The following is a 26,963-nucleotide window of genomic DNA, read 5'->3' as shown; positions in this document are numbered from 1 at the left end:
AGAAAGGACCTTACTTTTATGAAGCCAGAGAGAAATGTTTGGCTCATGTATGCTATTGCCCTTTTACAAGGCATGGTATTCTATGGGCCAATTGCTGCTTTATACCGTCAATCAGCCGGTATAACTATTTTTCAGATCACTATTATAGAGGCTATATCTCTTACCCTTTGCCTACTTTTTGAGCTTCCCTGGGGTATTGTTGCCGATAGAATAGGTTACAAAAAAACTATGCTTTTTTGCTGTGTACTATATTTCCTTTCTAAGATTGTATTTTGGAAAGCGGCGGGTTTTGGAGCATTCTTGGCCGAAAGAATCATGCTGAGTATAGTAATTTCGGGACTATCAGGTGTGGACAGCAGCATCCTGTATTTATCCTGTGATAAGAGTAGAGCACAAAAAATATTTGGAATCTACAATAATTTACAAACAATAGGTTTGCTTTTTGCTGCTGCAATATACTCCCTATTTATTAAAGATAATTATAGACTCTCAGGATTTCTGACTGTTTGCAGTTATGGGATTGCTGCCATAATTGCTTTCTGGTTGGTAGAGGTTAAAAACAATGACAATGAAAAGGCAAAAGCAGAGGTTAAAGAATTCGTCGAGCTGCTAAAGCGGACATTGAAAAACAAATACCTTATTTTGTTTTTGATAGGTGTTGCTTTATTGAATGAAACTCACCAAACTATTACGGTGTTTTTAAACCAGATTCAATATGTAAAATGCGGATTATCCGATTCTGCAATAGGATATATCTATATAGGCGTTACAATAGTTGGTGTCCTGGGTGTTTTTTCTGAAAGGCTGACTCGGAAGCTTGGCATTATGCGGTTTGCATCGATTTTGTACGGAGCGGCTGCAATGGCATGTATTATTCTTGCAGCAACAGCTGATGCCTGGCTTTCTGTTGTATCCATCGTGATGCTGCGGATAAGCTTCAGCTTGTTTCAACCATTGCAAATGGAATTGCAAAACAGGCAGGTGATTTCACAAAATCGGGCCACCGAGCTTAGCATCAATGCAGTAATTATAGACTGTACCGGTATAGGAGCCAATTTGATATATGGCAAATTAGCAGATATTGACATAACATTTGCCATGCTTGCTGGCTCGTTCTTGTGTTTGGCTGGTTTTTTGCTTTTTTATTTATGGCAAACTAAATATAGGGAAAATGAATATAACATTAACACAAACATATAATTATCTTAATATAACTTTTTTAATTGAACTTGTTGTGCTAACTGATAAAAGAGTATATCACTGAACTAACCCGCCCTAAGACCCCCGCCTCTATAGGAGGCTGGTGCTAAGGGCGGCTAAGTCCAGTGCCCCAGGGCACCTTCTCTTGCCCCTGCGGGGGGGCAATTAACCTTGTATGGACTCGACTAGCATTCAGTGGAGTTGGAGACCTCACTGAATGAAGTCTCGTTCAATGTAAAGAGGCTTAGAGTTTGTTAGCGATGTATAGGAAAAGTTTTGACGCAGCCCTATACAAGCTTGCAAAGTCTTAGCCTTGAAGCTTTATACTTGTTATCAGCCAGCACAACAGATTAATTCAATAGTAGGTATAAGCCGGTATGAAGAATATTAATATAAAAAAGTTTTTTATGAATAGGTTTACAGGAAATATCCTTATTCCAACACTTTCCATTATACTGATCTATTTAATTATTTCATTATACTTTATCAATCATTTCTTTTTCAACACAGTTATAAATGGGATAGACCTCTCACTTAAAGCGCATAATGAGACGGGCCATATGGTAAAAAATTATATTAAAGGCTATAAGCTGCAGTTGATAGAAAGAGGCGGCAAAACGCAAGAAATAACAGGGCAGGCTATACAGATGCAATACAATAAAGGAAACAGCATCCCTGAGATATTGCGCAGGAAAAATCCGTTTACATGGATAGGTTCATTGTTTAAAGAACAAAAATATTATGTAAATGATCTGTTTGTTTATGATGAAAATGATCTGGATAATGAAATAAATAATCTAAATTGCTTGAAGAAGGATATAATTGAGCCCCGGAATGTGGATTTTAAGTACTCAAATGGTTCCTATGAATTGATTGAAGAAGTTCAGGGGAATAAAATATTGAAGGATAAACTGTATGAAGCTATAAAGCTAAGCATATTAAACGGAAACTTGAAGCTGGATATAGATGAAAAGCTTTGCTATGAAAATCCGAAGTATACCTTAAACTCTGATAAGACACCGGAAACATTAAGGCTATTAAATAAGTATGTATCCGCAAATATAAATTATAAATTTGGCAGTGAGAGTGAGATAGTGGATGGAGATAAAATAAATAAATGGCTCATTGTAGATGAAAATTTGGATGTGCTAATAGACAAAACAGGAGTGATGGGATATATAAAGGAATTGAGCAAAAAATATGATACGGTTGGGATAAAAAGGAGTTTTAAAACATCTACAGGAAAAGTAATAGAGGTCGAAGGCGGGCTTTATGGATGGAAGATTGATCTTGTTGCTGAAACAAAAGCGTTATTGAAAAATATAGATCTCGGTGAAACTGTTGAAAAAGAGCCTATATATGTTCAAAAGGCATTATTCAGGGGCGCAGATGAAATAGGCGGCACTTATGTAGAAGTCAATATAACGAGGCAGTATTTATGGTTTTATAAAAATGGAAAGCTTATCACCCAGGGCCCTGTAGTAACAGGAAATCCCAATAGGGGGCATTCCACTGTGACGGGGACTTATATGCTTAACTATAAGCAAAAGGGTGCGACCTTAAGGGGAGCAAATTATGCATCTGAAGTAACCTATTGGATGCCTTTCTTCGGGAATATGGGAATACATGATGCCAGCTGGAGGCATTCTTTTGGAGGAGAAATATATAAAAGAAACGGAACCCATGGATGCATAAATGCTCCGCTATATTTGGCAAAAACAATTTTCGATAACATAGAAGAAGGGATACCTATTATTAGTTATAAAGAATAAAGCACAGGTGGTCAGCCTGTGTTTTTTAATTCTGCCTTTAAATTGCTATATAGGGTAAAAAGGCCTTTTCGCTGCGCATGAATATGCAAGGAGTGAGGTTAAGTGCTTAAAAGGAGTTGATTCACACCGGAATTTTGATATGATATAATTTCTATAATGAGAATTTATGTATGCATAATTTTGAATTTGCTGCAAAATATCGATTATTGTATCTTTCATAATGTGATGAAAAGTAGGTGGAGAATCAATGTGGTATAATGTTTACAAAATTATTGCAGCAATAATACATGCCCTTTCAATAGGGATTACACTCCTGTTGGGACTTTCTCTAATAGGAGAAGAGCTTCAAAAAATTATAAAAAAGCTGATTTTTTTAATAATAATCATGAGCATTGCCTATTACTTCTTTTATGATATCTTGACAAGCGATTACGCAATTTTATTGATTTATCTTTCATTGATACCTGTTATGAAAAAAGCATTCAAGCATAAATATTCCTATACGATCATAGCCGTTTTGCTGGGACTGATTTTAGAGCTTATTATGCAAATATTAAGCAAACAGGCTGCAGCCTATTTTTTTATGGATGGGAATATTGATGAAGCAAGGTTATATATAGGCTTCGCGGCTGTTCTCACTTACTCTTTGCTGTGGACTGCCATATATTTGAATAAGATAAGCCTTTTTTCCCGGAATTGGACACTGTATCCTGATTTAGAGAAAAGCCAGAGAAAGAGCTTTAATAGATATGTGCAATTGATTATTTTTGTACTGGTCTTGATGGTAGCTTGGATTTTTTATATCATGGAGGGTCTTTCATACTCTTTTAACCAACAAGTCCCCTTGCTTATTTTCACGATAATTTTTTTCACACTATTTCTTTATCTTATGAGAATATTGGTTTTCTACGGGATGGAAAGAGTAGAGATCTTCATTGATAAGCAATATCAGAAGGAGATGCTGGGGTTTATTGAGATTATACGTTCTCAGCGTCATGATTTTAATTTCCATTTGCAGGCCATTTTAGGAATGCTGGAAAACGGAAATAATTCGGAATGCAGAGATTATGTTAAGACTATGGTAAAGGATACACATGAGGCCAATGATATCCTGAATTTATACCATCCGGCTGTCGGTGCGCTGCTCGGCAACTTTAGAAAGCTTGCGGCAAATAAGGGAATTGATCTTCAAATTTTAATACATTATAATTTAGAGAATATTCCATGTACTGTTTATGAAATAAACAAAATATTAGGGAATCTGCTTCAGAATGCAATAGATGAGGTGGAACAGCATCAGGAGGGCTCTCCATGGGTGAAAATTATGATCCTGAAACGCAGCGGAAATTGTGTTTTTAAGGTATCCAACAAAATAGAAAAGGGCAAAAATAGCTTTAAGAATATATTTGACTCAGGTTACTCGACAAAAGCTTCCCATGAAGGAATCGGATTGAATACAGTGCAGAAAATCGTATCCAAATATGAAGGTATCATTTATACTGAATTTGAGGATGACATCATTCATTTTATTGTTCAGATTCCTATAAAATATTGAGTTATTACTACTTTGTTAACTTGTAAAAAGCTGTGCTTTTTATGTCACTCTGACAAAGGAAGAGTCTCAGGCCCAAAAGACAAGACCCGGGCAAATGCATGAACTCCTATAAGGTCTGGGATTCTTCCCTGCGCTCAGGATGACAGTCAATGGCAATATATCAAAGTAGTATTATATTATGAATTTGAATTTTGAGCTTATACATGCTGCAGCAGTATATGGAATGATTGGAGATGATTATGATAAGCTTACAGTTAAAGGTCTTGCTAGTAGATGACGAACAAATATGCCTTGATGCTATAAAGGCTTCCTTGAGCACTTTTAATTATATCAGCATCGCAGGCGAAGCCGATAATGGCACCGATGCTGTTAAATTCCTGCAAAATCATGAAGTTGATTTGATTTTCCTGGATATTGATATGAAAGATATAAACGGTTTTGAACTTGCAAAGCACATACAGTATCATTATCCTGACATCATGATCATATTTTTAACTGGATATGCCGGTTTTGCCCTTAAGGGCTATGAATACCGGCCCGTTGACTTTCTTACAAAGCCGGTGAACCTGCTCAGACTGGAGCAGGCCTTATCTAGGGTAAAGGAGTTGAAGGGCCACAACAAGCCGGCAAAAGAAGTAAAGATCGGTATTAATGTGGAAGGCGGCTTCGAAATAATTAATGTAAAGGATATCTCTTATATTGAAAAGAGGGGAAGAAAAATCTGCATTATCTGTGAGAACGGTGAGATATTCAATTGCAGAGATTCCCTGCAAAAATTGGAGCATATTTTCAGTGAACATTCCTTTTTTCGCTCACATCAATCCTTTCTGGTGCCCATTGAAAAAATAAAAAGTATAAGGATTGATGATTTCAAGAGGTCCTATTTGATGCAACTGAAGGATAAGAAGGAAGAATTGCCCTTGAGCAGGGATAAATACAATGAGCTAAAGGAGCTATTGCTCCAAAGAGGAATAAAATTTTATTGATGAGGTTTGACCCGCTTTTTTAGGCGGGTATTTTTTTGCCGTGAAAATTATACTACGGAAAAAAACATGGCTATATACGAAATAGACATTATAATTACCCAAATAGACAAACAATATTGTAAAAATAGAAGTGCTGCATTAAATTTAAGAAAACATCTATAAGCGGCAACCATTATTTCCAGCCTTTTTTCAAGACTCCTCCTTAAAAATAAGAAAGCGCTTTCAAAAAGTCACTTAGTTGCCGCTTATAATTGAAGCCATAAAACAAATATACATTGGTTTGTACGCATTGATGCTGTGCATGAACTGGGATGTAAGACCTTTTTATGTACAGTTTTTTTATCCTTATTGTCTATACAGCTTGCAGCAGCTTTTAATAAAAACTTGACATCAAAACGTACGAAACTGACCTCATAACTACCGGAATAAGCAAACAATATTGTAAAAGCCTTTATGGAATATTAAATTTAAATTGTGGATTTGTAAAATTCTTATTAAAAATATGTTAAAAGGAGGTTAAATAAATGGTTTGATGTTGAGGCGATTATATAATATTAGAAGACGAAGGGAAAATACGGCCGCATGCAAAAAAGGGGAGAAAATGATTTGTTCAAATCTAAGGTGATCAAAATATTTGATTTCAAGGATGCAGAGGTGCCTGAAAACCTGCTGAGGATTGAAGTAGATGAAAAAGAAATATTGAAAACACTGGAAGGGATAGCTAAGAAACATGCCGTAACAGTGGAGCCGGATGGTGGGATAAAGGCCGGAGATTTTGTTATGGTAGAAATGGAGAGCAGCATGGAGAAATATAATAGGTCTAATGTTCCCATAGCTGTAGGAGCAGGCTTGTTCGATAAAAATTTTGAAGAGAAGCTTATAAATATTAAAAAGAATGAAGAAAAAATAATAGATGTGGACGGACATGCTGTTAAGACTAAGATTCTGAGCATTAAGAGAAAAATAATTCCGGCCATTACAGATGAATTGATCATAAAAGAAAATATAGAAGGGGTTAATTCAGTACCAGAACTTAAAGACCATTTATTTAAAATGAGAGCTTCCAAACTTAAGGAAGAAAGACTTATACAAATAAGTTATGAAATTTTAAAGGAAGTTGCCGATCGATCTGAGTATTGCATTGCAGACGAAGATGTAAGAATGCTTTGTGAAGAAGAGCTTGACAGATGCAGAATTCTATCAAAAATGGAGGGGCTGGTTTTCGAAGAAATGTCTGAAAAAGAGCTGGGTGCAAGAGTGGGATTTGGCAGTATTGAAGCATTTAAGGAACATATCAGAAAAAGCCATGAGAAAGAATTGAAGATGGCTCTTGTTGGAATGGACATGGCTAAAAAAGAAGATATCATATTTGATGAGAGATCTTACGAAGGACATATTGAAGAAATTTCGAAGAACGAATCAGTGGATATTGAGATTGCCAAGGCAATGGAGCCTTTTTTTCGATACATTGCCTTTCGATACACAGGATTTTTAAGAAAGAAAATTTCTGAATATTATGGAAGCAAGCTTCAAGCTTTTTAAGGTTATATTTTAACAAAATATTTGAAAATAAGGTTTATTGACGAACTAGGAGGAGTTAAAATGCCGGTAATAGAAGCAAATGCACAAAATTTTGAAGAAGTTATAAAAGAAGGCTTTGCAGTTGTTGATTTGTATGGAGAAAACTGCAATCCCTGCAAAAGATTTATGAAAGTCATAGAAGAGTTAGAATTTGAGCTGCCTTTTGTAAATATTGTAAAGGTGAATACCACACAGAATAAGGACATAGCTGTCCGCAATCGGGTTCGCGGCGTGCCGACCATACTTTTTATGAAGGATGGCAAGGAACTAAAGAGAAATACTGGGTTTATGGAACTGGAGCAGCTAAAAGAAGTGATAAAAGAGTATCTTTATTAGGAAGAGATTGCTGTAAATGAATATTGTTTGGAGGAGATCGTCTAATGCTGCCACAAGGAACTATAGAAAAAGTACTGAATGCTGCTATTGAAACAGGAGGGGACTTTGCTGAAATATTTGTTGAGGACAAGACGGGCGAAGCTTTGAATATGATCGGCGGAGTGCTGGAAAAAGCTCTTTCCGGACGGGATTTTGGAATTGGTATCCGCATTATGAAGGGCGATTTTTATGTTTATGCCTACACTAATGATCCCGGGGAAGAAAATTTGATAAAAGTAGCCCGGATTGCGGCACAGGGAATAAGGGCTCAAAAGGAAGATCTTATTATTGATTTGCGGAGGAGCACAATAAAAAACAGGCATGATATAAAGATCATGCCTGACAGTGTGACGAGAAGGGAAAAGATAAGCTGGCTTCGCAGGGCTCATGAGGCTGCAAAGGGATATGACCCGGTTATTGAACAGGCCTTCATATCATATTTTGATTATGTTCAAAACGTTTTGATTGCCAATACGGAAGGGGTATTTGCTGAGGATGTGAGGTGCAGGAATCGCCTTGGAATCGAAGCAATGGCTGTATGCGGCACGGACAAAGAGACGGGAAGGACAGGACCGGGCTATTTTGGAGGACTGGAATATATGCGGCAGCTTGACATAGAAGCATATGCCAAAGAAGCCGCCGCCAGCGCAAAGACCATGCTGAAGGCGGGTTTTGCACCATCTGGGAAATTTCCTGTCGTCATTGAAAACGGATTCGGAGGAGTTCTCTTTCACGAGGCATGCGGCCATGGCCTGGAGTCTGCGAGTGTCGCCTACAACTCATCGGTATTTGCGGATAAACTGGGACAGCCCATTGCATCATCTCTTGTGACTGCATATGACGATGGAACACTTATGAATATATGGGGCTCTCTGAATATTGACGATGAAGGAACACCAACCCAAAGAAACTTATTGATCGAAAATGGAATATTAAAGGGCTATCTGGTCGACAAGCTGGGGAGCCGAAGGATGGGAATGGACTCTACCGGCTCAGGCCGCCGGGAATCCTATTGTTATCCTCCTACCGCCAGAATGAACAATACCTTTATAGCTGCCGGAAATTCCACACCGGAGGAAATCATCTCAAATACCGAGTACGGAATATATGCCAAAGAATTGAACGGCGGTTCTGTCAATACAGCAACCGGCGATTACAATTTCAGCATCAGCGAGGGATATATAATAAGAAACGGAAAAATAGAAGAGCCTGTAAAGGGTGCTGCTTTGATAGGCAATAGTCTTGATACCCTGAAAAAGATAGACATGGTAGGCAGCAATCTGGAGCATGGGATAGGGATGTGCGGGGCTAAAAGCGGTACGGTCCCGGTAACCGTGGGACAGCCTACTTTGAGGGTATCAGAACTTACTGTGGGTGGAAGGAAGGAGGTATAACTATGGACATATCAAAATTACAGGAAAGGCTTTTTGATAAGGGAAAGCAGATTGGATTCGGTGATATGGAGATATATTATTCCTCTGGCAGATCCACTGCGGTAAAGGTTTGGAACAAAGAAATTAGAGGCTATGAGATCAGGGAACAAAGCGGAGTCTCTTTTAGAGGACTTTATAATAACAAAATGGGATATTCATATACGGAAAAGCTTGATGACAAATCCGCGGATTTTCTGCTTGATGAAGCGATAAAAAATGCTAAATCCCTGGAAATAAATGGAGTTGAGGAGCTTTTTGGAGGTGCCGATCATTATGAAAAGCTTGATAATTATTCTGAGGCTTTAGCGGAGCTTTCAACTGAGGCTATGATCCGTTGGGCCTTTGAAATGGAGAATGCTGCTTTAGAGTCTGACTCTCGGATCAAGAGGGTTATCGAATGCGTCGTATCAAATACTTGCGGTGAAACTGCCATCATAAATACCAGAGGCTTGAATTGCCGCTCTAAATATGCCGATGCAGCAGGGGGTATTTATGTGATGGCCGGCGATGGGAAGCAAACTGCAACAGGTTTTGAATCGGATTTTACCCTGCAGGATGTCTCAAAGCTGAACTTTAAGGAGATTGGGGAAAAAGCCGCCCGGGAAGCCGTTTCAAAGCTGGGCGCGTCTTCCATTGAATCGGGGAATTATCCTGTTATTTTTAGATACGACACAGCAACCCAATTGTTGGGAGCCTTCGTTTCCAGTCTATCCGGCGAAGCGGTGGAAAAGGGATTTTCAAAGCTTGAAGGAAGGCTTGGGGAACAAATCGCAGGAATCAATGTAACGATTATAGAAGACCCTTTGATGAAAAATGTACCGGGAAGTGCAGCCTTTGACGGAGAAGGATATCCTACGCGGCGTTTTGAGCTTGTTAAAGAAGGAAGGCTTATGACCTTTATGCATAACAGCAAAACAGCGAGAAAGGCAGGTACATTATCTACAGGCAATGCCAGAAAGGGCGGATACCGCGGCACTGTAAATGTAGGTCCCCACAATATTTATCTGAAACCGGGAAGCCTGCCGCTGGAGGCTATGATAGAGAAAACCCAGAAGGGGATCCTTATAGTGGAATTGCAGGGCGCAAATGCCGGGATTAATTTTGTTTCAGGGAATTTTTCGTTGTATGCAATAGGTCATCTGATTGATGATGGCAAGCTGGTGCACCCCGTAGATCAGATAACAGTTTCGGGCAATATATTTGAGATTTTGTCTGATATAGAGGAAATAGGAGGAGACTTGCGCATCCGGGGAGCTGAGCAATGAAGTCATATTTGGAACGATATTCATTGCATTGGCGAGGACTTTTATCGCTATTCCCGGACAATTTATTGATAATGCTGCCAAAGCAAAAATTGATATGAAGCTTCGCAGGCTGATATGGAAATCGCTGATGAATATGCCGCTTTCTTTTTTTGATAAAACAAAAGCCAGAGAGATGGTAAGCAGAACTACTTCTGATACGGTGAATGTCAGTTCTTTTCTTATGACATCATTGTTGCCGCAGATAACTTCGCTTTACAGTATAATAATGACACTTATGATAGTGAATGAATACGACAGGAGATTAGCCGTGTCATTTTTTGTCCTTATACCTCTTGTAGCTTTGGTCGCTTTCATACAAGGAAGATTGAATTTTAAAGCAGTGTCAGAGGTAACAAAAAGCAATTCAAAATTGACTCAATTCTTAGCAGAGCGTCTTACCAATATTCCTCTTATAAAGGTGTTCGCAAATGAAGAAAAAGAGGATATAAGGGGAAAAGAAGTGATAAGCAAGCTCTACAAATCTCAGGTAAAAGCAGTAACGGTCACTGCGATATTCAGACCTGTAATATCTATTGTGGAATCACTTCAGACTCTGGTGATTGTCGGATTAGGCATATATTATGTTCCAAGAGGGGCTTTTGGAATTGATGTCTGGGTGGCTTATTACCTATATGCAAAAGACCTTATGCTTCGCGTCAATTCAATAGTATCACTCTTTTCTGCTTTTAAGGCATCCCAGGGCGCAACCGAGAGAATTTCAAGGCTGCTGGAAGAGCCCAGCGAAGAGTACCGCAAATATTTGATTGAGTGTGAGGCAAAGAAGGATGAAGCAAAGAAAGAAATTATTTTTGAAAATATATCCTTCGGATATGGCGATAATAATGTCTTATTGGATGTAAGCTTCAGGGTGCCCGCCGGAAAAGTCACTGCTATCGTGGGGCCCAGCGGAAGCGGCAAGACCACGATACTGAGCCTCGTAGAGCGGTTCTACAAGCCGGAGGCAGGGGTTATCAAGCTGGGAGATGTTCCTGTAGAGGATATAAGCCTTGCAGGCTGGAGGAGAAAATTCGGTTATGTTGCGCAGGAAATGGCTCTGATGTCCGGTACCATCCGTGACAATATCCTATATGGAATAGACAGGGAGGTAAGTGAGGAGGAATTTCAAAGAGCCGTAGCAGCGGCTGATGTGATGGATTTTGTCAGAGAGTTTCCGGAGGGCTTCGACACCGAGGTGGGAGAATTCGGCTCAAAGCTTTCGGGGGGGCAGAGGCAGAGAATAGCAATTTCCCGTGCTATTTTGCGGGATCCTGAGTATCTCTTGCTTGACGAGGCCACTTCCAGCCTGGATGCCTATTCTGAGCATATTGTGCAGAAGAATCTGGATGGATTGATGAAAAATAGAACGACTATCGTCATTGCCCATAAAATCGCTACAGTTGTAAATGCGGATCAGATCATTGTTGTTGATTCCGGTAAAATCGCGGGTATAGGAACCCATGAAGGGCTTCTGAAAACGAACGAAATATATAAGGGATTTTTTGATATTCAGAGCCAGAGGCAATTTGCCTGTCAAAGCTAAGCCGCTGCTGCGGGGAGAGGAGTAAGCATGGAAAATAGAATTGCAACCAAGCAAAGATGGATGCCTTTTATCAAATTCTTTTTAAAAAATAAGGTGCCGTGGCATTTATATATTCTGTCATATTTATGTACAATAGCTATGACCTCCATAAATTTAAAGCTGCCTTTGCTTACCAGGGACATGATGCAAGGTAAAATATTTGAGCCGGGGGTTGTATGGGGTTTTGTGGGCTTGACCGTAGCGGCATCAATTATTAGAGCTTTATCTACTACATTGTTTGAGTTTGGTGACTCAAAGTTTGAACTGAATCTTAAAACCAATTTATGGTCAAAGCTTATGAGAATGCCCATGAAATACTTTAACTATGAAAAGCCCTCTGGACTTGTAAGCCGTGTAACAAGCGATGCTCAGAAGGTTCCAAACGCCCTTTCAGTAGTTAACAGCATTATAGGAGGAGTTCAAGGCTTGGTAGGCTCTATAATCATTATGTACGGCATGAGTAGGTCCCTTTCAATGCTGATGATTCCGCTGATACCCTGGACTATGTTTGTTATATGGTTTATCGGAAGATTTGAATTCAAAATAGGTGGACTTGTACAGAACAAATTTTCTGCAATGACAGGATTTATGGCAGAGAGATTGGGAAGCATGCGCCTGATAAAGTCTTTTGGTGCTGAAGGCAAGGAACAGAAGAGTGGTTATGAAACTGTAGAAAATTTCTTTAAAGCTGAGTTATATAGGGCTAAGATATTTTCTTTCATTCAGCAGCCTATAGCAAAGACTATAGATATTGCCATCCTACTTTTGGTTTTTGTCCTTGGGGCACAGGAAGTAGGCGCGGGGAGATTGGAGGTAGCTGATCTGATTGCCTTCTATATGTATGCAGAAATGCTTTTGCCGAGTATTTTTGCCCTTTTGCAGGCATATCAGTATATCAAAGGAGTTCAAGGCTCAGCAGCTAAAATTGGAGAAATTCTTGAAAGCGACAGCGAGGTTTTTAAAAGAGAGAAATCCTTCAGCATACCTGATTCGGATATAAACTTTAAAAATATCAGTTTTGCTTATACCGAGAAAAATGTTCTAAATGATTTGACTTTTACTATACCTAAAGGCAAGGTTACAGCTATTGTAGGCCCCAGTGGCAGCGGGAAGACCACCATATTCAATCTTTTGGAGCGCTTTTATAAGCCCGGAAATGGGATTATAACCTTTGGTGATATTCCCATTGAAGATATACATTTGGATGAGTGGAGAAAAGCCATCGGATATGTTCCGCAAAACAGTCCGCTGCTTTCCGGAACCATACGTGAAAATATATGCTATGGTGTCGGCCGTGAAGTGAGCGAGGCGGAAATCATGCGCGCGGCCAAGTTGGCAAATGCTTATGATTTTATCCGGGAGCTTCCCGGCAAATTCGATGCCGAGGTCGGAGAAGTTGGCGGTAAGCTTTCGGGAGGAGAACGCCAGAGGATTGCCATTGCCAGGACCATCATAAAGGATCCGGATTACCTGCTGTTGGATGAAGCGACCTGCAGCCTTGACGCACGGGCTGAGCAGGAAGTTCAAAAGGGACTGAAAAACCTGATGAAGGGACGGACTACCATTGTGATTGCCCATAATATGAGGACGATTCTGGATTCCGATCAAATAATCGTTTTAAGCGATGGGGCCGTAAACGGTATTGGAAAGCATGAGGAGTTATATAAGATTAACGCCATCTATCGGCAGTTTGTAGATTTGCAATTGAAGGAATGCAGCTAGAGGTTTATGTAAGGAGATAAAAAATTTAGATGTGGCAACCAAATAAATACCTGAAGGGAGTGTTATTAAATGAAAAAAGTATTGTCATTTATATTGATTCTTGTTCTTGTATTTCAAGGTACCCTGGCAGCATTTGCAGATACAGGTACAACAGATGCCGCTGCTGCGAGTCCGGCGGTGCAGTCATCCGATACTGAGGAAGCAGAAGAAGAGGTAATAAGCGCTGAAGCCGAAGCCTGCCTGACCTTGGGGATAATTTCAGAAGATGAGGCAACAGTTGAATATATGAAGCAGGAAGTGACAAAGCTTACTGCGGCAACAATGCTATTAAGGCTAAGGGGACTCTATGAGGAAGCAAAGGCTTACAATGGAAGTGAAAGCTTCCGGGACGCCGATAAAGTAAGCTCGACTGAAGAGAAAAATATACTGGCTTACCTGAAGAAAAATCCCCAGTACGGATTTGCGGGGGATGAGGAGGATAACTTCAATCCGACCCAGACTGTTACAGAGCAGTATTACTATAGAGTGCTGCTTGAAGCCTTGGGATATAAAGAGATTAAAGAAGACTCATCAGGAGATTTTATCTGGGAGGATACTCTTGATTTCGCCCAAAAAGTTGGCCTCACTCCGGCAAAGGTAGAAAAGGCTACTATTGACAATTTGGCTTCAGCTGTAATAAAAGCTTTAAAAGCAAATACAGCAGACGAAAGAGTTTATATCAATAAATTGATAGAGGCAGGCATATTTACAAAGGAGCAGGCCGGGTATGCGGGAATCTATGAGGCTGAAGTAAAATCAGCCGCATCTGCCGGCAATACCTTGGTAAAATTGGAGTTTAATAGGCCTGTAGACAAAATAGTTGCGGAGGATAAATCCATATATAAAATAGAAGGACTTGAGACAGAATGGTCTGAAGCAGTAGGGCTTGAGGTTAAGTCTGCAAAAAAAATGCCCAATGGAAGAAACGTGGTCATACTGGAGACATCGCCTCAAACCTGCGGTCAGGTATATAGTATAAAGTATGGCAACGGAAGCTTCAAATTTGCGGGCTTGCCGGAAACCGGTGGCAGACTGTCGCTTAAGAGCGTCAGGGAGGATACAGAAGAATCATCAAAAGGAGAAATAATAGTCAAGTTTGATAGGGCGGTCGATGCAGTTTCGGCAACAGATATAAACAACTATTCCTTTGAAGGCGGGACTATTGAAGCAGTAAGAATGCCTACGGATGTAGAAGTCTATTTCAGGGTAAAGGGACTAAAGGGCGGAAAGACCATCAAGGCGAAGGTTTCCAATATTACGGCCCTTGACGGGAGTGTCCTGAAATCCGCCCAATATAGCTTCAGATTGGCTAGCAGTAGTACAAATGCTCAAAGAGTAACTGATATTGATGCAGGCGGGAACACAAGAGTAATGGTTACTTTTGCTAAAACTTATGATAGAAAATCCGCTGCCGATCCAGCAAACTATGAAATAAAATCTGCGTCAGGTTCTTTGGCCGTAAAAGAGATAAGGGAAGCATCTTCAATCAAGGTCGAATTGATAACCGAACCACAGCAGTCGGTTGAATATGAGCTGACAGTAAAAAATGTAGCCGATACCAGGGGTAATGTAATGTCAAAGCCGTACAAAAAGTTCTTCCGGGGGAAAATGCCTACAAAGTCACAGCCCAGGATTACCGGTATCCAGATTTTAGAGCGAAATCTCATAGAGGTCAGCTTTAGCAGCAAAGCCAGGCTGGATATGGAATCCGCCAAAAATGTCCGGAACTATACTATCGACGGGGATGTTACGATTTATTCCGCAACTACGCCCCCAAAAAATGAGGATCCGGCGGATTTCAGAAAAATACAGCTCAAGGTATCTCCCCTTGCTTTAAATCAAAGATATACCCTGAACTTTGAAGGCATTAAGGATGAATACGGAAATGAAATCAGGGAAACCAAACTTAGTAAACATGCCGATGCAAATGCAGTGGCGGCAGCGGGCATTAAGGCAGTAAAATCTTTAGTCGGATCCGGTGACCAGTATGTTACTCAGATTGAACTGGAATTTGACAAGCAATTAGACTTTCTGGATGCAATGGATATATCAAAAATATGGATAGACGGAGGTATAGGACATCCGGTAAGCTCAGTTTTTACTGTAGTGGATAAGAAGCTTCTTTTGGATCTTCCAACGCCTCTAATATCCAGTAAAAAATACACGGTAAGCATAGATGGAATAATGGACAATGCGGGGAATATGTTGAAAATAGAAAAAGTACCATTCTATGCAACAGTTGCCGAGGATGATAAGAATCCTCCGGAGATTGACGATGTATCGGCAGTAAATAAATATGTGGTAAGTGTAGCTTTTGACAGGCCCATAGGAAATATAGGGGATGCAAAGCTAGAGCTGAAAAAAGTGGACAGTAATGGGGGTCCCGTTGGAGACAGCATTATATTGACCTCAAAGGTCGTCTACGATGATGACAGGCGTGTGGAATTCTCTGACTATCCCAAGAAAAAGCTGGAAGATGCGGAATATATGATAGTAGGGCTTAGCGCAAAGAATATCCTGGGGAGAAGGTATGAATTGCCTACAGACTTTAGGAATAGAGCGGTATTCCAGGGCACCGGCGAGGAGCCGGAGAAGCCGGAAGTACAATCGATTTATCAGAAGGATGCAAAAAAGTTCGAATTATACTTTAGCGAAAAGGTTAAGGCAACCTCAGTGAACTTTGACGGCTTGACCCCCGGCGTTAAAGTGGATGACAGCACCATCGGCTACTTGAAATCAACTGGAATCCTCAAGAGCGGCAAGGTATTTAAGGCTGATTTGGGGAAATCCTTTACAAATATGCATGGGATCAAAATTCAAAATACGGATGAAAAATCTGAGACTGAAATAACGGCTGATCTGGACGATTCGGAAGCGCCGTACATTGAAAATGTGGAAGCTGTTGACAGAAATACTGTGAAAGTTGCCTTCAATGAAGGCTTGGAAAGGCCTGGAGCATATGAGATAGAGTATGTGAACAATAAGGGCAAGAAAGCCGTAATCAAGCCTGAAGCAGTTGTAGGCGCGGAACAGGATGATACGGTGTTGTTGACATTGAGCAGCGGTTTTCTTACCTCTGAGTATGAATATACTTTAAGGGTAAAATCCGACCCTATGGATTATGCGGGTAATAAAGCCAATATAGTAGGCGAGGAGTATGCCTTTAGCGGTACGGATACAAAAACTACAGATAATTATATTACACAAATTGAGGCAATAGGTGATACAAGGGTAAGAATAAGCTATTACAAGCCTCTTGACACCAGCAAACCGATTACAATGTCTTTGATGAAGAGGTTCACTCCTCCTTTTATAACAGACCGGACTCCGGGGAAGGAGCCATACTATGAAAGCTCCACGACGATAATTATTAATACCACAGTGTCATTGGAGAGCGGCGTATGGTATTGGCTGTATCCGCATGAGAATGACTGGAGGAATACAAATATTATAGGAGCCCTCCAAAGTAGTGTTCCTAATGAATTAGAGGTTGAATTATCAAATGACGAGTATGTTTTTATATACTCGGGAATGAATGCAACGGATACAGTTACGGCAGAGGTATATGGATTAAAGGAGACAAACGGCAGCTATAAGCTTGACAAGCTGACAAAATTAACAATCACTAGTACGGATGAAGAAGACCCGGGCTTTGAACTGGATTCACAAAATAATCTGGTACTGAGTGCCGGTGTAAAAGACTCCAATGGAAGCGCTGTTTTTAATTATGCGGACAGCGAATTAAAGACGGCCGTGAATGCAGTTAAACAGGCTTACCAGGCAGAGACCATACCTAATCCAACGGAGGCTCAGCAACAGAATGCTGCTGACCTGGAAAAAAAGGCGGTTGACCTCATAAAAGCTTATACAGGGGTATGCAAAAAAGAATTGATGAAGCTGCTGACTCCTGATGGAAGCGGATTGAATTAGTTTAGAAAATAAAAAATATTTTGGAGGGATTTATATGAAAAAAATACTAAGTGTGTTTATTATTATAACAATGTGTATTTCATTATTCGGATGCGGAAATAATGCGGCAACAAGTGAAACGCCAGCGACTGAGACGCCAACGGCCGAAACGACAATAACCGAAACAGCAACTACTGAAACGGCAAAGACCGAAACAGAAACGGTGGAAATAGCAGCCGCCGAAACCGCGGCGGCCGAAGCGGAAGCTGAGGCGAAGGCAGCCGAAGAGGCTGCGGAAAAGGCGGCGGCAGAGAAAGCTGAAGCGGAAAAAGTAGCGGCAGAAAAAGCGGCAGCCGAGAAAGCAGCAGCAGAAAAGGCAGAGGCAGAAAAAGCGGCTGCCGAGAAAACAGCAACTGAAAGCAATGATGGGCTAAAGCTAGGTGGAGAGCGTAGCATTGACGGGTTTGTAAAGGCCTTAAAGGCAAATGGTTTTAGGCTTAGTAAGGTAGGCAAGATGTCTGATATGATGGGATCGGTGGATGGATATAAATATAATGTAAATGGAATAGGTATAGAAATATATAAGTTTGATTTAAACAGCAAATTGCCGATCTCTGTTAAAAACATTAAAAGTATCCAAGAGTCAGGTAAGATGATACTGCCATTGCAGACAGGGGATACGGAAATACAGGCAAAAATAAACAATGATTTAGTAATTGCAGGCTATGAGAATCATAAGGACAAAGACAAAATTTTGGAGATATTTAACAGCTTGGAATAGATTGGCCTCTTGATTCTTGACTATTCATAGCGCAGTGTTATAAATTATTCCTGAGGCTATATTTATAAAGCCTCAGGAATAATTTGCTGTGTAATTATGAAGCTTTTGCTTCTTCGGGTATTGTTTCCACTATAAGCCTATTTAGTTTGGAGGTTGAATAGTATGAGGGATAAGGTAAAATATATGTTTTTGATGCTATCTTTTATCTTGATCATTGCAGGTATTTACAGGGGGGAAGCAGGGGAAGTGCTGGAAAAAGCTATCGACATTTGTTTGGAGTGTATAGGAATTGGGTAGCTTTAAGAGAAGAATGGTTCAATTTGCTTCAACACTTATAGGTAATGGATACTTTAAAGGCTTCGCAAAGGGAACCATATACAGAGGAAAGCTGAAGTCCTTTTGTTTTCCGGGACTCAATTGCTATTCCTGTCCTGGAGCTTATACCTCCTGCCCCATAGGCTCACTTCAGTCTGTTGCTGTAGGGCTTAAGCATCAGGTATCTCTATATGTCATAGGCTTGCTTATGCTTATCGGTACTATTGGTGGAAGGTTTGTATGCGGATGGCTGTGCCCCTTCGGGCTGTTTCAAGAGCTTTTATACAAGATACCTTCTAAGAAGTATAAAATGCCCAAATTCTTAAGCAAGCTCAAATACTTCTTTCTCACTGTATTTGTATTGCTGCTGCCTGCACTGTTTACCAACGAAGTAGGAATAGGGCTTCCCTATTTTTGCAAATATATATGTCCTGCAGGCACCCTGGAGGCAAGCCTGCCGCTTATAATAAGAAACGCTGCTTTAAGAAGGGCCATAGGCATCATGTATTACTGGAAGCTGCTGCTTCTTGGGGTAACTGTGATTCTGGCCGTATTATTCTCAAGGCCCTTTTGCAGGGTGGTATGCCCGTTAGGAGCAATATATTCTCTTTTTAATAGGGTAAGTTTTTATCAAATGAATGTAGACAGCAGCAAATGTATAAAATGTGATATATGCAATAAAAACTGTCCTGTAGATATTAAGATTTATGAAAATGCTAATAGTCCTGAGTGTATAAGATGTGGAATTTGTATGGGGAAGTGCCCGACAAAAGCCATCGGTTCAGGATTCAAAACAGGGAAGAGGAGGATGGAGGATGAGAAAGTATTGGATACTGGCAGCGGCACTCATAGTTGCCATTAGTACCTCGGCTTGTGAAAGCAAAGCACCTGCAGAAGAGCCTAAGCAGCAGGCTCAGGAAACAGCTAAGCAGGAGGTGGAGACGTCAGACCCGGATATTATGATACCTGATTTCACCTCCGGGGATTTAAGCGGAAATGAAGTAACAAATGAATTCTTTGCCGACAGCAAGATCACCCTGGTAAATGTCTGGACTACTACCTGAGGCCCCTGTATAACAGAGATTCCTGCGTTGCAGGAGATAAATGACAAATATTCCGACAAATGCGTCAAGGTTTTAGGGATATTGAAAGACAATAAAATTGAAAGCGCCAAGAAAATATTGGACCAAAAAGGCGGCAAATATACCAATATCCTTGCAACAGACAGCCTGGCAGACGGGTTTTTGGATAAGATAATGTATACGCCGACTACTTTGATAGTAGATAATAACAGTGAGATATTAGGAGAATTGATAGTTGGAACCCGTTCAACGGATGAATTCTCCAAGCTTATAGAGGAAGCCTTGATCGAAGCAGAAAAGCAGGCGGAAATCAGGAATAAAGTAATTCCGGGCGGAGAGCTAAGCATTGAAGGATTTGTAAAAGCTTTAGAGGCAAATGGCTTTAGGGTTAGTAAGGTAGGTCAGACCTTATCCGGGATGTTAGGTGCTGCAGACGGATATAAATACACTGTAAATAGCAGAGATATAGAAATATATCAGTTTGACCTGAACAGCAAAGATCCGTTGACCGTTGAAAATATTAAAAGTGCAAAAGAGTCAGGTACGGTTAGAATACCCCTGAAGGAAGGGGATCACATAATGCCGGTAATCATCAAAGGAAACATAGCGGTCAATGGCATTGAGAAGCAAAAGGACAAAGAAAAAATACTGAAAATATTTGACAGTTTGGAATAGGATAGCTTGTTTACTCCTGACAATTCATAGAACAGCACTATAAATTATTCCTGAGGCTATATTGATAAAGCCTTAGGAATAATTTGCTGTTAAGACACAAAGTTATTTTGAGAATGGAGGTCAATTGTTGTGAAAATTTTAGTCACAGGCTTTGAACCCTTTGGCGGGGAGAAAATAAATCCGGCTCTCGAAGTAGTGAAACGGCTCAGACATGAAATTTCCGGTGCAGAGGTCATTAAACTCACAGTGCCTGTTGTTTTCAGGAAGTCAATTGAAGTAGTAACAAATACAATTTGTGAGTTAGAACCTGATTATGTGCTGAGTGTTGGGCAAGCAGGCGGATCGGCTGATTTATCTGTTGAAAGAGTTGGTATAAACATAGACGACGCAAGGATATCGGATAATGACGGTCAGCAACCGATAGACACGCCTATAGATCCGGAAGGTCTACCTGCCTTTTTTGCGACTATCCCTGTAAAAGCTATTGTACAGGCTATAAGAGAAGAAAGAATACCTGTCCGGGTTTCATATACAGCCGGTACTTTCGTCTGCAATCATCTTATGTATGGAGTTTTGAATCATATTTATAAAAATAAGCTGAATATCAAAGCGGGCTTTATTCATATACCATTTGTTCAAGAACAGGTTACAAATAGGACGGGAATACCTTCAATGCCCATTGAAGTTCTTATAAAGGCCATTGAAACCGCAATAGGTGTAATAGTGACAACCGATGAAGACATTAAAACTGCAGAGGGATATATCTATTAGTAATCAGAATCCTATGTGTACCTGACACCATGGCAATCTATGGAATGCTGAAGTGAAAATTGAAAAAAGAATGGAAGCTTCCGATGGCAAGAAGTATTGGACTACCCCTGAAAAAGTAGAGCCCAAAATGGCAACTATACTACTTAGAAAGGGGTTGTTATTATGTCAGCAAAAAGATACGACTTAGAACAGGAGGAACAAATAGCACGAATGGTAGCCGAAGGAGGAAAAAGCGGTAACCAGATTTCAGAATAGCTTGACAAATCGTCGATATACGGCTAATATAAGATTATATCATTGATTGGCCGAAAGGAGGAGATATTATGGCTTATATAAAAAGAGATATTGAGGCATTGGTTCTTGATACCTCAAAGGAATATGCAGGAATCATGATTACCGGTCCCCGGCAGGTCGGAAAGACTACCATGCTGCGGCAGCTGATGGATGACAGCCGCCGCTATGTCACATTGGATGATATGGATGAGCGGAAAATGGCAAAGGAGGATCCGGCCCTGTTTTTATCTTTGCATCCCGTGCCGGTCCTGATTGATGAAGTGCAGTACGCCCCCGAGCTATTCTCCTATATTAAAATAGCGATAGACAATGGCGCGGCGCCAGGCGATTTTTGGCTTACCGGGTCGCAATCCTTCCGCCTTATGGAACTGGCACAGGAGTCCCTTGCGGGACGGATCGCCATTTTCCATTTGACAGCCTTATCCCAGCATGAAATATACGGAAGCGGCAAAAATACACCGTTTATACTGGAACTGTCCAAGCTGCAGGAGCGAGCACAAAGAGGTATGCAAACAGATGTGACCGGAATCTATCAGCGTATCTGGAATGGTGCCATGCCTGGTATGATCAGCGGAAAATATACGAATCGGGAAACCTTTTACAGCAGCTATCTCCAGAGTTACATCGAACGTGATGTCAGCGACATGGTGGAGCGCATTGATAAGCTGGGTTTTCTGGATTTTATCCGGGCTGCCGCCTGCCGGTGCGGACAGCTGTTGAACATCCATGATATTGCGTCTGACGTAGGCTGCAGCGCGGATACTGCGAAGAGGTGGCTGGGCATTCTGGAAAAGTCCGATGTGATTTTTTATCTTCGGCCATATTCCAACAATCTGCTGAAAAGAACTATCAAGACTCCTAAGCTGTATTTCTTCGATACAGGGCTGGTGGCCTATCTGACAAAGTATAGCAGCCCTGAAATCCTGGTAAATGGCGCCATCAATGGAGCGATATTGGAGAATTATGCTGTCGCCGAAATACGGAAAAGCTATACTAACGCTGGTATGGATTGTCTGATGCACTATTATCGCGACCGGGACAGTAAGGAAGTCGATGTGGTAATCGAAGCGGATGGTGAACTACATCCGCTGGAAATTAAGAAATCCACCCGGCCTGGCAGCGAATTGACAAGCACGTTCAAGGTACTGGACGCATCTTCTGTTCCGCGTGGCACAGGGGCCATTCTATGCTTGCGCGAAGAGCTATCCGCAGTGGATCGGCAGAATTACATTGTACCTATTTGGATGATTTAAGCTTGAATATATTAGCTTAACGCTTGTCCGGAAGGACAGGCAGCGTCAGTTTTTTTGCATGCATATGCAAAAAAATCTACTTGGATACGATTATAAAATATGTTTTATGGACTTATGAAGATAGAGCAACAGATTCGTCTTGGCTGGCTTCTGACGAAAAAACAGCAGTTGACCTGATCAAGGCTTATACAGGGGTATCCAAAAAAGAAGTGATGAAGCTGCTGAATTCTGATGGAAGCGGATTGAATTAGTTTAGAAAATAAAAAATATTTTGGAGGGATTTACATGAAAAAATATTAAGTGGGTTTATTATTATCACAATATGTCTTTCAATGATAGGCTGTGCAAATAAAGCGTCAGCAAATAATACGGCGCCAAATGAAACTGTGACAAATGAAGCAGCAGCCGAGAAAGCCGCAGCAGAAAAAGCGACGGAAGAAAGCAAAGATGGAGTGATTCTAGGCGGAGAGCTTAGCATTGACGGATTTGTAAAAGCCTTGAAGGAAAACGGTTTCAGACTTAGCAAGGTAGGCAAGATGTCTGATATGACGGGATCGGTGGATGGATATAAATATAATGTAAACGGAATAGGTATAGAAATATATAAGTTTGACTTAAATAGCAAATTGCCGATAGCTGTTAAAAATATTAAAAGTATTCAGGAATCAGATAAGATGATACTGCCATTGCAGGCAGGGGATACGGAAGTACCGGCAAAAATGAACAATGGTTTGGTAATTGTAGGCTATGATACGCATAAGGACAAGGACAAAATCTTAGAGATATTTATGAGCCTGAAATAGCTTAATTCTTGATTCCTTACACATTCATAGTGCAATATAATAAATTATTCCCGGGACCGTAGTGATAAAAAGCCCCGGGAATAATTTATTGAGCAAAAGGGACGGCATGAAGCGAAATACAATTTAAATCAAATATTATAATAAAAAAATACAATTTATTGATTTAAATTGAGGCGTATAAATATTAATTATATTAGAAACATTTAACGAAGTTTTTCGTCTGATAAATAAACAATGATACTTTCAATATTTTATTTGCAAAGGAGAATAACCATGAAAAAGCTGAAAGATATGCTGCCGTTTTTATTGGTTACTTTGTTTAGTTTTTATCTGTTGCCATTATTCATTAAAGATACAGGATCAGCCATGCTAACCCTTTTAATAATTATCCCTGTGATATGTTTTGTTTGCTCTATGATATATGGTTTTAAAAAGCCATTCAGTTTGTTTTATTCTGTAACTGTGGCAATCTTATTTATTCCGTCTATATTCATTTTCTATAATTCAAGCGCTTGGATTTACATTGTAGTATATGGAGCAATTGCTTTGATTGGAAGCGGCATAGGAGCATATATTTCTAAAAATAGAAAATGAGCATGATCGGCCCACCGCTTATATGTATATATTGACTTTTTGAGTATAGTTGAATATTATGATATAAACGGACACGAACAAAATGGCGTTGACGAGGAGGAGTACATACTCACCGGAAGCAGAGAGAGAAGATGGCTGGTGAAAATCTTCGTGAAGGAAGTATGGAAGTAGCCTTTGAGCTGTGAACCGAAAGGATATAATCTTAGTAGGCTTCAACGGAAATTTCCGCCGTTAAAAGGAAAGCAGTATCGGATAATGTATTTATTTATCCCGCACTGTCAGAGTGCAGATAGTCATATCTGAATTTAGGTGGTACCGCGGACGCATACGTTCCGCCCTAAGCAAATATAAAAAGCTTCGGGCGGATTTTTGTTTTGTGTTCGTAAAATTTAAGGAGGTATTGCCATGCAGAAAAACTATGACTTTAAACAAGCAGAAAAAGAGATGCAAAACTTTTGGAAAGAAAATTCTATCTACAGCTTTGATATTGAGAATCAAAGCGAGATCTATTCTATTGATACGCCGCCGCCTACCGTTAGCGGCAGCTTGCACATCGGGCACATATTTTCCTATGCACAAGCGGAAATGATAGCACGCTTCAAACGCATGCAGGGCTATAATGTTTTTTATCCTTTTGGCTTTGATGACAACGGTTTACCAACAGAAAGACTTGTTGAAAAGGATGAAGGTATCATTGCAAAAGACCTTCCGAGAAGCGAATTTATCAAAAAGTGCGCTGCAACCTCTGCAAAATACGAAAAAGAATTTAAAGACTTGTGGCAATCTTTGGGCTTCTCGGTTGACTGGTCGCTTCAATATGAGACCATTAACCCTATGGTTCAGCGGATATCACAAAAATCCTTCATCAAGTTTTTGAAAGATGGAAAGGCATATATGAAGGAGTCGCCGGTTCTATGGTGCAGCGAATGTCAGACCTCGATAGCACAGGCAGAGTTGGAGACCATTGAGAAGGACACTACCTTTAATTATGTGAAATTTAAGGCAGCCGAAGAGGAATTAATAGTTGCCACAACAAGACCTGAGCTGCTGTATGGTTGTGTTTGCCTTTTTGTAAATCCAAAGGATGATAGATATAAAAGATATATTGGGAAAAATGCTGTAGTTCCTTTATATGATTATGAAATTCCTATATTGGCAGATGACAAGGTTGATATGGATAAAGGAACCGGTGCAGTTATGTGCGCAACCTTTGGCGACAGTGCTGATGCAGAGTGGTGTGAAAAGTATAAACTGCCTTATAGGAAAGTTATTTTACCCGATGGGAAAATTGATGAAAGCGTACCCCTGGTCGGAGGATTAAAAATCTTGGCGGCTCGAAGACAGATTATAGGCCTGCTTTCGGAAAATGGATTTCTTTTAGACTCCCAAAATATCACACATAGTGTTGCAGTACACGAGCGTTGCGGAAGGGAAATTGAGATTTTGCCTTCAAAACAGTGGTATATAGATATTCTTACCAATAAAGAGATGTTTTTAAAAGCTGCTGATGAAATCAACTGGTATCCCGATTATATGAAAAACAGATACGTATCATGGGTTGAGAATCTTAAGTGGGACTGGTGCATATCCCGTCAGCGTTACTTTGGTGTTCCTTTCCCTATATGGTATTGCAAAAACTGTGGTGAGGTTATAGTTGCAAGTGAAAAGATGCTGCCTGTAAATCCTCTTGAAGCAAAGCCTGATAAGCCTTGTTATTGCGGATGTGACGAGTTTGTGCCTGAAAGCTCTGTTTTTGACACATGGGCTACTTCGTCAGTCACCCCTCAAATAAATGCAAAATGGGACGAGAAGGATGATATTTCGAATAGGCTTTTACCAATGAGCCTGAGAACACAGGCCCATGAAATTATACGCACATGGGCGTTTTATACCATAGTTAAAAGCCTTTACCATACGGGACAAATCCCCTGGAAGGATATAATGGTTTGCGGTTTTGTTCTCGCTAAAAAAGGGGAGAAAATCAGCAAATCAAAGAGCAACTCTGAGTTATCACCAAAATTGCTTATTGAAAACCACTCTGCTGACGCTATAAGATATTGGGCTGCCAATTCAAAGCTTGGCACAGATACATTCTTCTCAATTGAAGAATTAGGGATAGCCAAAAGATTTATTACAAAGCTATGGAATGCATCCAAATTTTCAATATCTCACTTACAGGACATTAAACTAGATGCTGAAGTGAATTTGATGCCTGTAGACAGATGGATAATCGAGCGATGCAAACAAACTGCTATCGATGCAAGAAAGCTTCTTGACCAGTATGAAATAGGACCGGCCAGGCATGAAATCGATGATTTTTTCTGGAAGGATTTTTGTGACAATTATCTTGAGATTGTTAAGGAACGTTTATACCAGCCTGAGAAACATGGCTATAAAGAGCGTCGATCAGCACAATATGCCCTATATTATTGCATGCTCAATATATTGAAGCTATACGCTATTTACGTTCCGCATATAACCGAATATATTTATCAAGAGTTTTTCAGACAGAATGAGGGTGGCATCTCCTTGCACAAGTTGTGCTGGGAGCCTGAAAAAACTGTTGATGATGAAATCATACTTTTTGGAGAAAAGCTAAAGGGCATTATTGCTGAAACAAGAAAGTACAAGTCTGAAAATGCTCTGTCGATGAAGACAGAAATAGAAGAGATTGTAATAACTGCAGATGATAGATTTATAGAATTGTTTAAACAAACTATAAATGATGTAAAAGCCTGCTGCCGGGCAGAAAAAATAAAAATAATCCAGTAGTTTGCTTGGGTGTTCAACCAGGATGGGACGTGTAATTCCATGGGATAAAGTATTATCAGAGTCCTTATCGGGGTGAAGTATGTTTCTACGCAAGGAGCGTCTATAAATTGATGTATATATGAGAATAAGACAGTGGATATTACAAAATATGTATTACATTTACCCGCT

Annotated in this window: 22 protein-coding genes and 1 other annotated feature; all 22 genes read left to right on the top strand. The window is 40.2% G+C overall.

Translation table 11 applies throughout. The features are described 5' to 3' along the window. The first annotated feature begins 18 nt into the window (after positions 1-18). The 22 genes from LJD61_RS13075 (at position 19) to LJD61_RS12970 (ending at position 26,795) form a co-directional block, all read left to right on the top strand. The gene (locus LJD61_RS13075) at positions 19-1,200 is read left to right on the top strand and encodes an MFS transporter (RefSeq protein ID WP_255228000.1); all 1,182 of its coding nucleotides are present in this window, start codon (positions 19-21) and stop codon (positions 1,198-1,200) included. A 560-nt stretch (positions 1,201-1,760) separates the two neighbouring features. Then, positions 1,761-2,972 carry a L,D-transpeptidase family protein gene (locus tag LJD61_RS13070; RefSeq protein WP_255227999.1) on the top strand — a complete coding sequence of 404 codons (1,212 nt, stop codon included), beginning with the start codon at positions 1,761-1,763 and terminating at the stop codon, positions 2,970-2,972. Positions 2,973-3,219: 247 nt separating this feature from the next. After that, complete coding sequence (locus tag LJD61_RS13065) at positions 3,220-4,527, top strand: GHKL domain-containing protein (protein ID WP_255227998.1); 1,308 nt, start codon at positions 3,220-3,222, stop codon at positions 4,525-4,527. Between the two features lie 239 nt (positions 4,528-4,766). Next, the gene (locus LJD61_RS13060; RefSeq protein ID WP_255227997.1) at positions 4,767-5,513 is read left to right on the top strand and encodes a LytR/AlgR family response regulator transcription factor; all 747 of its coding nucleotides are present in this window, start codon (positions 4,767-4,769) and stop codon (positions 5,511-5,513) included. A gap of 606 nt (positions 5,514-6,119) precedes the next feature. Beyond that, on the top strand, positions 6,120-7,055 hold the full coding sequence (locus tag LJD61_RS13055; RefSeq protein ID WP_255227996.1) for a trigger factor: 936 nt from the start codon (positions 6,120-6,122) through the stop codon (positions 7,053-7,055). A gap of 60 nt (positions 7,056-7,115) precedes the next feature. Next, the gene (locus LJD61_RS13050; RefSeq protein WP_255227995.1) at positions 7,116-7,430 is read left to right on the top strand and encodes a thioredoxin family protein; all 315 of its coding nucleotides are present in this window, start codon (positions 7,116-7,118) and stop codon (positions 7,428-7,430) included. A 44-nt stretch (positions 7,431-7,474) separates the two neighbouring features. Beyond that, positions 7,475-8,863, top strand: coding sequence for a TldD/PmbA family protein (locus tag LJD61_RS13045; RefSeq protein ID WP_255227994.1), 1,389 nt, complete (start codon positions 7,475-7,477; stop codon positions 8,861-8,863). A 2-nt stretch (positions 8,864-8,865) separates the two neighbouring features. Beyond that, positions 8,866-10,167 carry a TldD/PmbA family protein gene (locus LJD61_RS13040; protein WP_255227993.1) on the top strand — a complete coding sequence of 434 codons (1,302 nt, stop codon included), beginning with the start codon at positions 8,866-8,868 and terminating at the stop codon, positions 10,165-10,167. Then, entirely contained in the window at positions 10,157-11,746 is a 1,590-nt protein-coding gene (locus LJD61_RS13035; protein ID WP_303740765.1) for an ABC transporter ATP-binding protein, read from the top strand. The genes LJD61_RS13040 and LJD61_RS13035 overlap by 11 nt, the downstream gene beginning before the upstream one ends. Positions 11,747-11,773: 27 nt before the next feature. After that, positions 11,774-13,507, top strand: coding sequence for an ABC transporter ATP-binding protein (locus LJD61_RS13030; RefSeq protein WP_255227992.1), 1,734 nt, complete (start codon positions 11,774-11,776; stop codon positions 13,505-13,507). Between the two features lie 69 nt (positions 13,508-13,576). After that, the gene (locus LJD61_RS13025) at positions 13,577-17,476 is read left to right on the top strand and encodes an Ig-like domain-containing protein (RefSeq protein ID WP_255227991.1); all 3,900 of its coding nucleotides are present in this window, start codon (positions 13,577-13,579) and stop codon (positions 17,474-17,476) included. 34 nt (positions 17,477-17,510) lie between these two features. Continuing rightward, complete coding sequence (locus tag LJD61_RS13020) at positions 17,511-18,236, top strand: hypothetical protein (RefSeq protein WP_255227990.1); 726 nt, start codon at positions 17,511-17,513, stop codon at positions 18,234-18,236. Between the two features lie 183 nt (positions 18,237-18,419). Next, positions 18,420-18,533 (top strand): CD1871A family CXXC motif-containing protein, encoded by a 114-nt coding sequence (locus LJD61_RS13015; RefSeq protein ID WP_408615462.1) that lies wholly within the window; start codon positions 18,420-18,422, stop codon positions 18,531-18,533. Next, a complete protein-coding gene (locus LJD61_RS13010; protein WP_255227988.1) occupies positions 18,526-19,413 on the top strand; it encodes a 4Fe-4S binding protein in 888 nt (295 codons plus the stop codon). The genes LJD61_RS13015 and LJD61_RS13010 overlap by 8 nt, the downstream gene beginning before the upstream one ends. After that, positions 19,367-19,615 carry a hypothetical protein gene (locus LJD61_RS13005; RefSeq protein WP_255227987.1) on the top strand — a complete coding sequence of 83 codons (249 nt, stop codon included), beginning with the start codon at positions 19,367-19,369 and terminating at the stop codon, positions 19,613-19,615. Before LJD61_RS13010 ends, LJD61_RS13005 begins: the two co-directional genes overlap by 47 nt. Before the next feature lie 27 nt (positions 19,616-19,642). Further along, positions 19,643-20,308: a TlpA family protein disulfide reductase gene (locus LJD61_RS13000; RefSeq protein WP_255227986.1), complete on the top strand. Its 666-nt coding sequence runs from the start codon at positions 19,643-19,645 to the stop codon at positions 20,306-20,308. Between the two features lie 129 nt (positions 20,309-20,437). Beyond that, positions 20,438-21,079, top strand: a complete 642-nt coding sequence (gene pcp, locus LJD61_RS12995; protein ID WP_255227985.1) for a pyroglutamyl-peptidase I — start codon at positions 20,438-20,440, stop codon at positions 21,077-21,079. A 323-nt stretch (positions 21,080-21,402) separates the two neighbouring features. Continuing rightward, positions 21,403-22,626, top strand: a complete 1,224-nt coding sequence (locus tag LJD61_RS12990) for an ATP-binding protein (RefSeq protein WP_255227984.1) — start codon at positions 21,403-21,405, stop codon at positions 22,624-22,626. A gap of 80 nt (positions 22,627-22,706) precedes the next feature. Then, entirely contained in the window at positions 22,707-22,877 is a 171-nt protein-coding gene (locus LJD61_RS12985; RefSeq protein WP_255227983.1) for a hypothetical protein, read from the top strand. An 81-nt stretch (positions 22,878-22,958) separates the two neighbouring features. After that, entirely contained in the window at positions 22,959-23,429 is a 471-nt protein-coding gene (locus LJD61_RS12980) for a hypothetical protein (protein WP_255227982.1), read from the top strand. A gap of 273 nt (positions 23,430-23,702) precedes the next feature. Then, positions 23,703-24,023, top strand: coding sequence for a hypothetical protein (locus LJD61_RS12975; protein WP_255227981.1), 321 nt, complete (start codon positions 23,703-23,705; stop codon positions 24,021-24,023). A gap of 79 nt (positions 24,024-24,102) precedes the next feature. Next, positions 24,103-24,366: a binding site (T-box leader), on the top strand. A gap of 62 nt (positions 24,367-24,428) precedes the next feature. Further along, positions 24,429-26,795 (top strand): valine--tRNA ligase, encoded by a 2,367-nt coding sequence (locus LJD61_RS12970; RefSeq protein ID WP_255227980.1) that lies wholly within the window; start codon positions 24,429-24,431, stop codon positions 26,793-26,795. The last annotated feature ends 168 nt before the right edge of the window (positions 26,796-26,963 follow it).

This window comes from Lutispora saccharofermentans, from assembly GCF_024363565.1.
GTDB lineage: Bacteria > Bacillota > Clostridia > Lutisporales > Lutisporaceae > Lutispora > Lutispora saccharofermentans.
The sequence above is the reverse complement of the archived record's forward strand: the minus strand, read 5'-3'. Positions and strand labels throughout refer to the sequence as shown.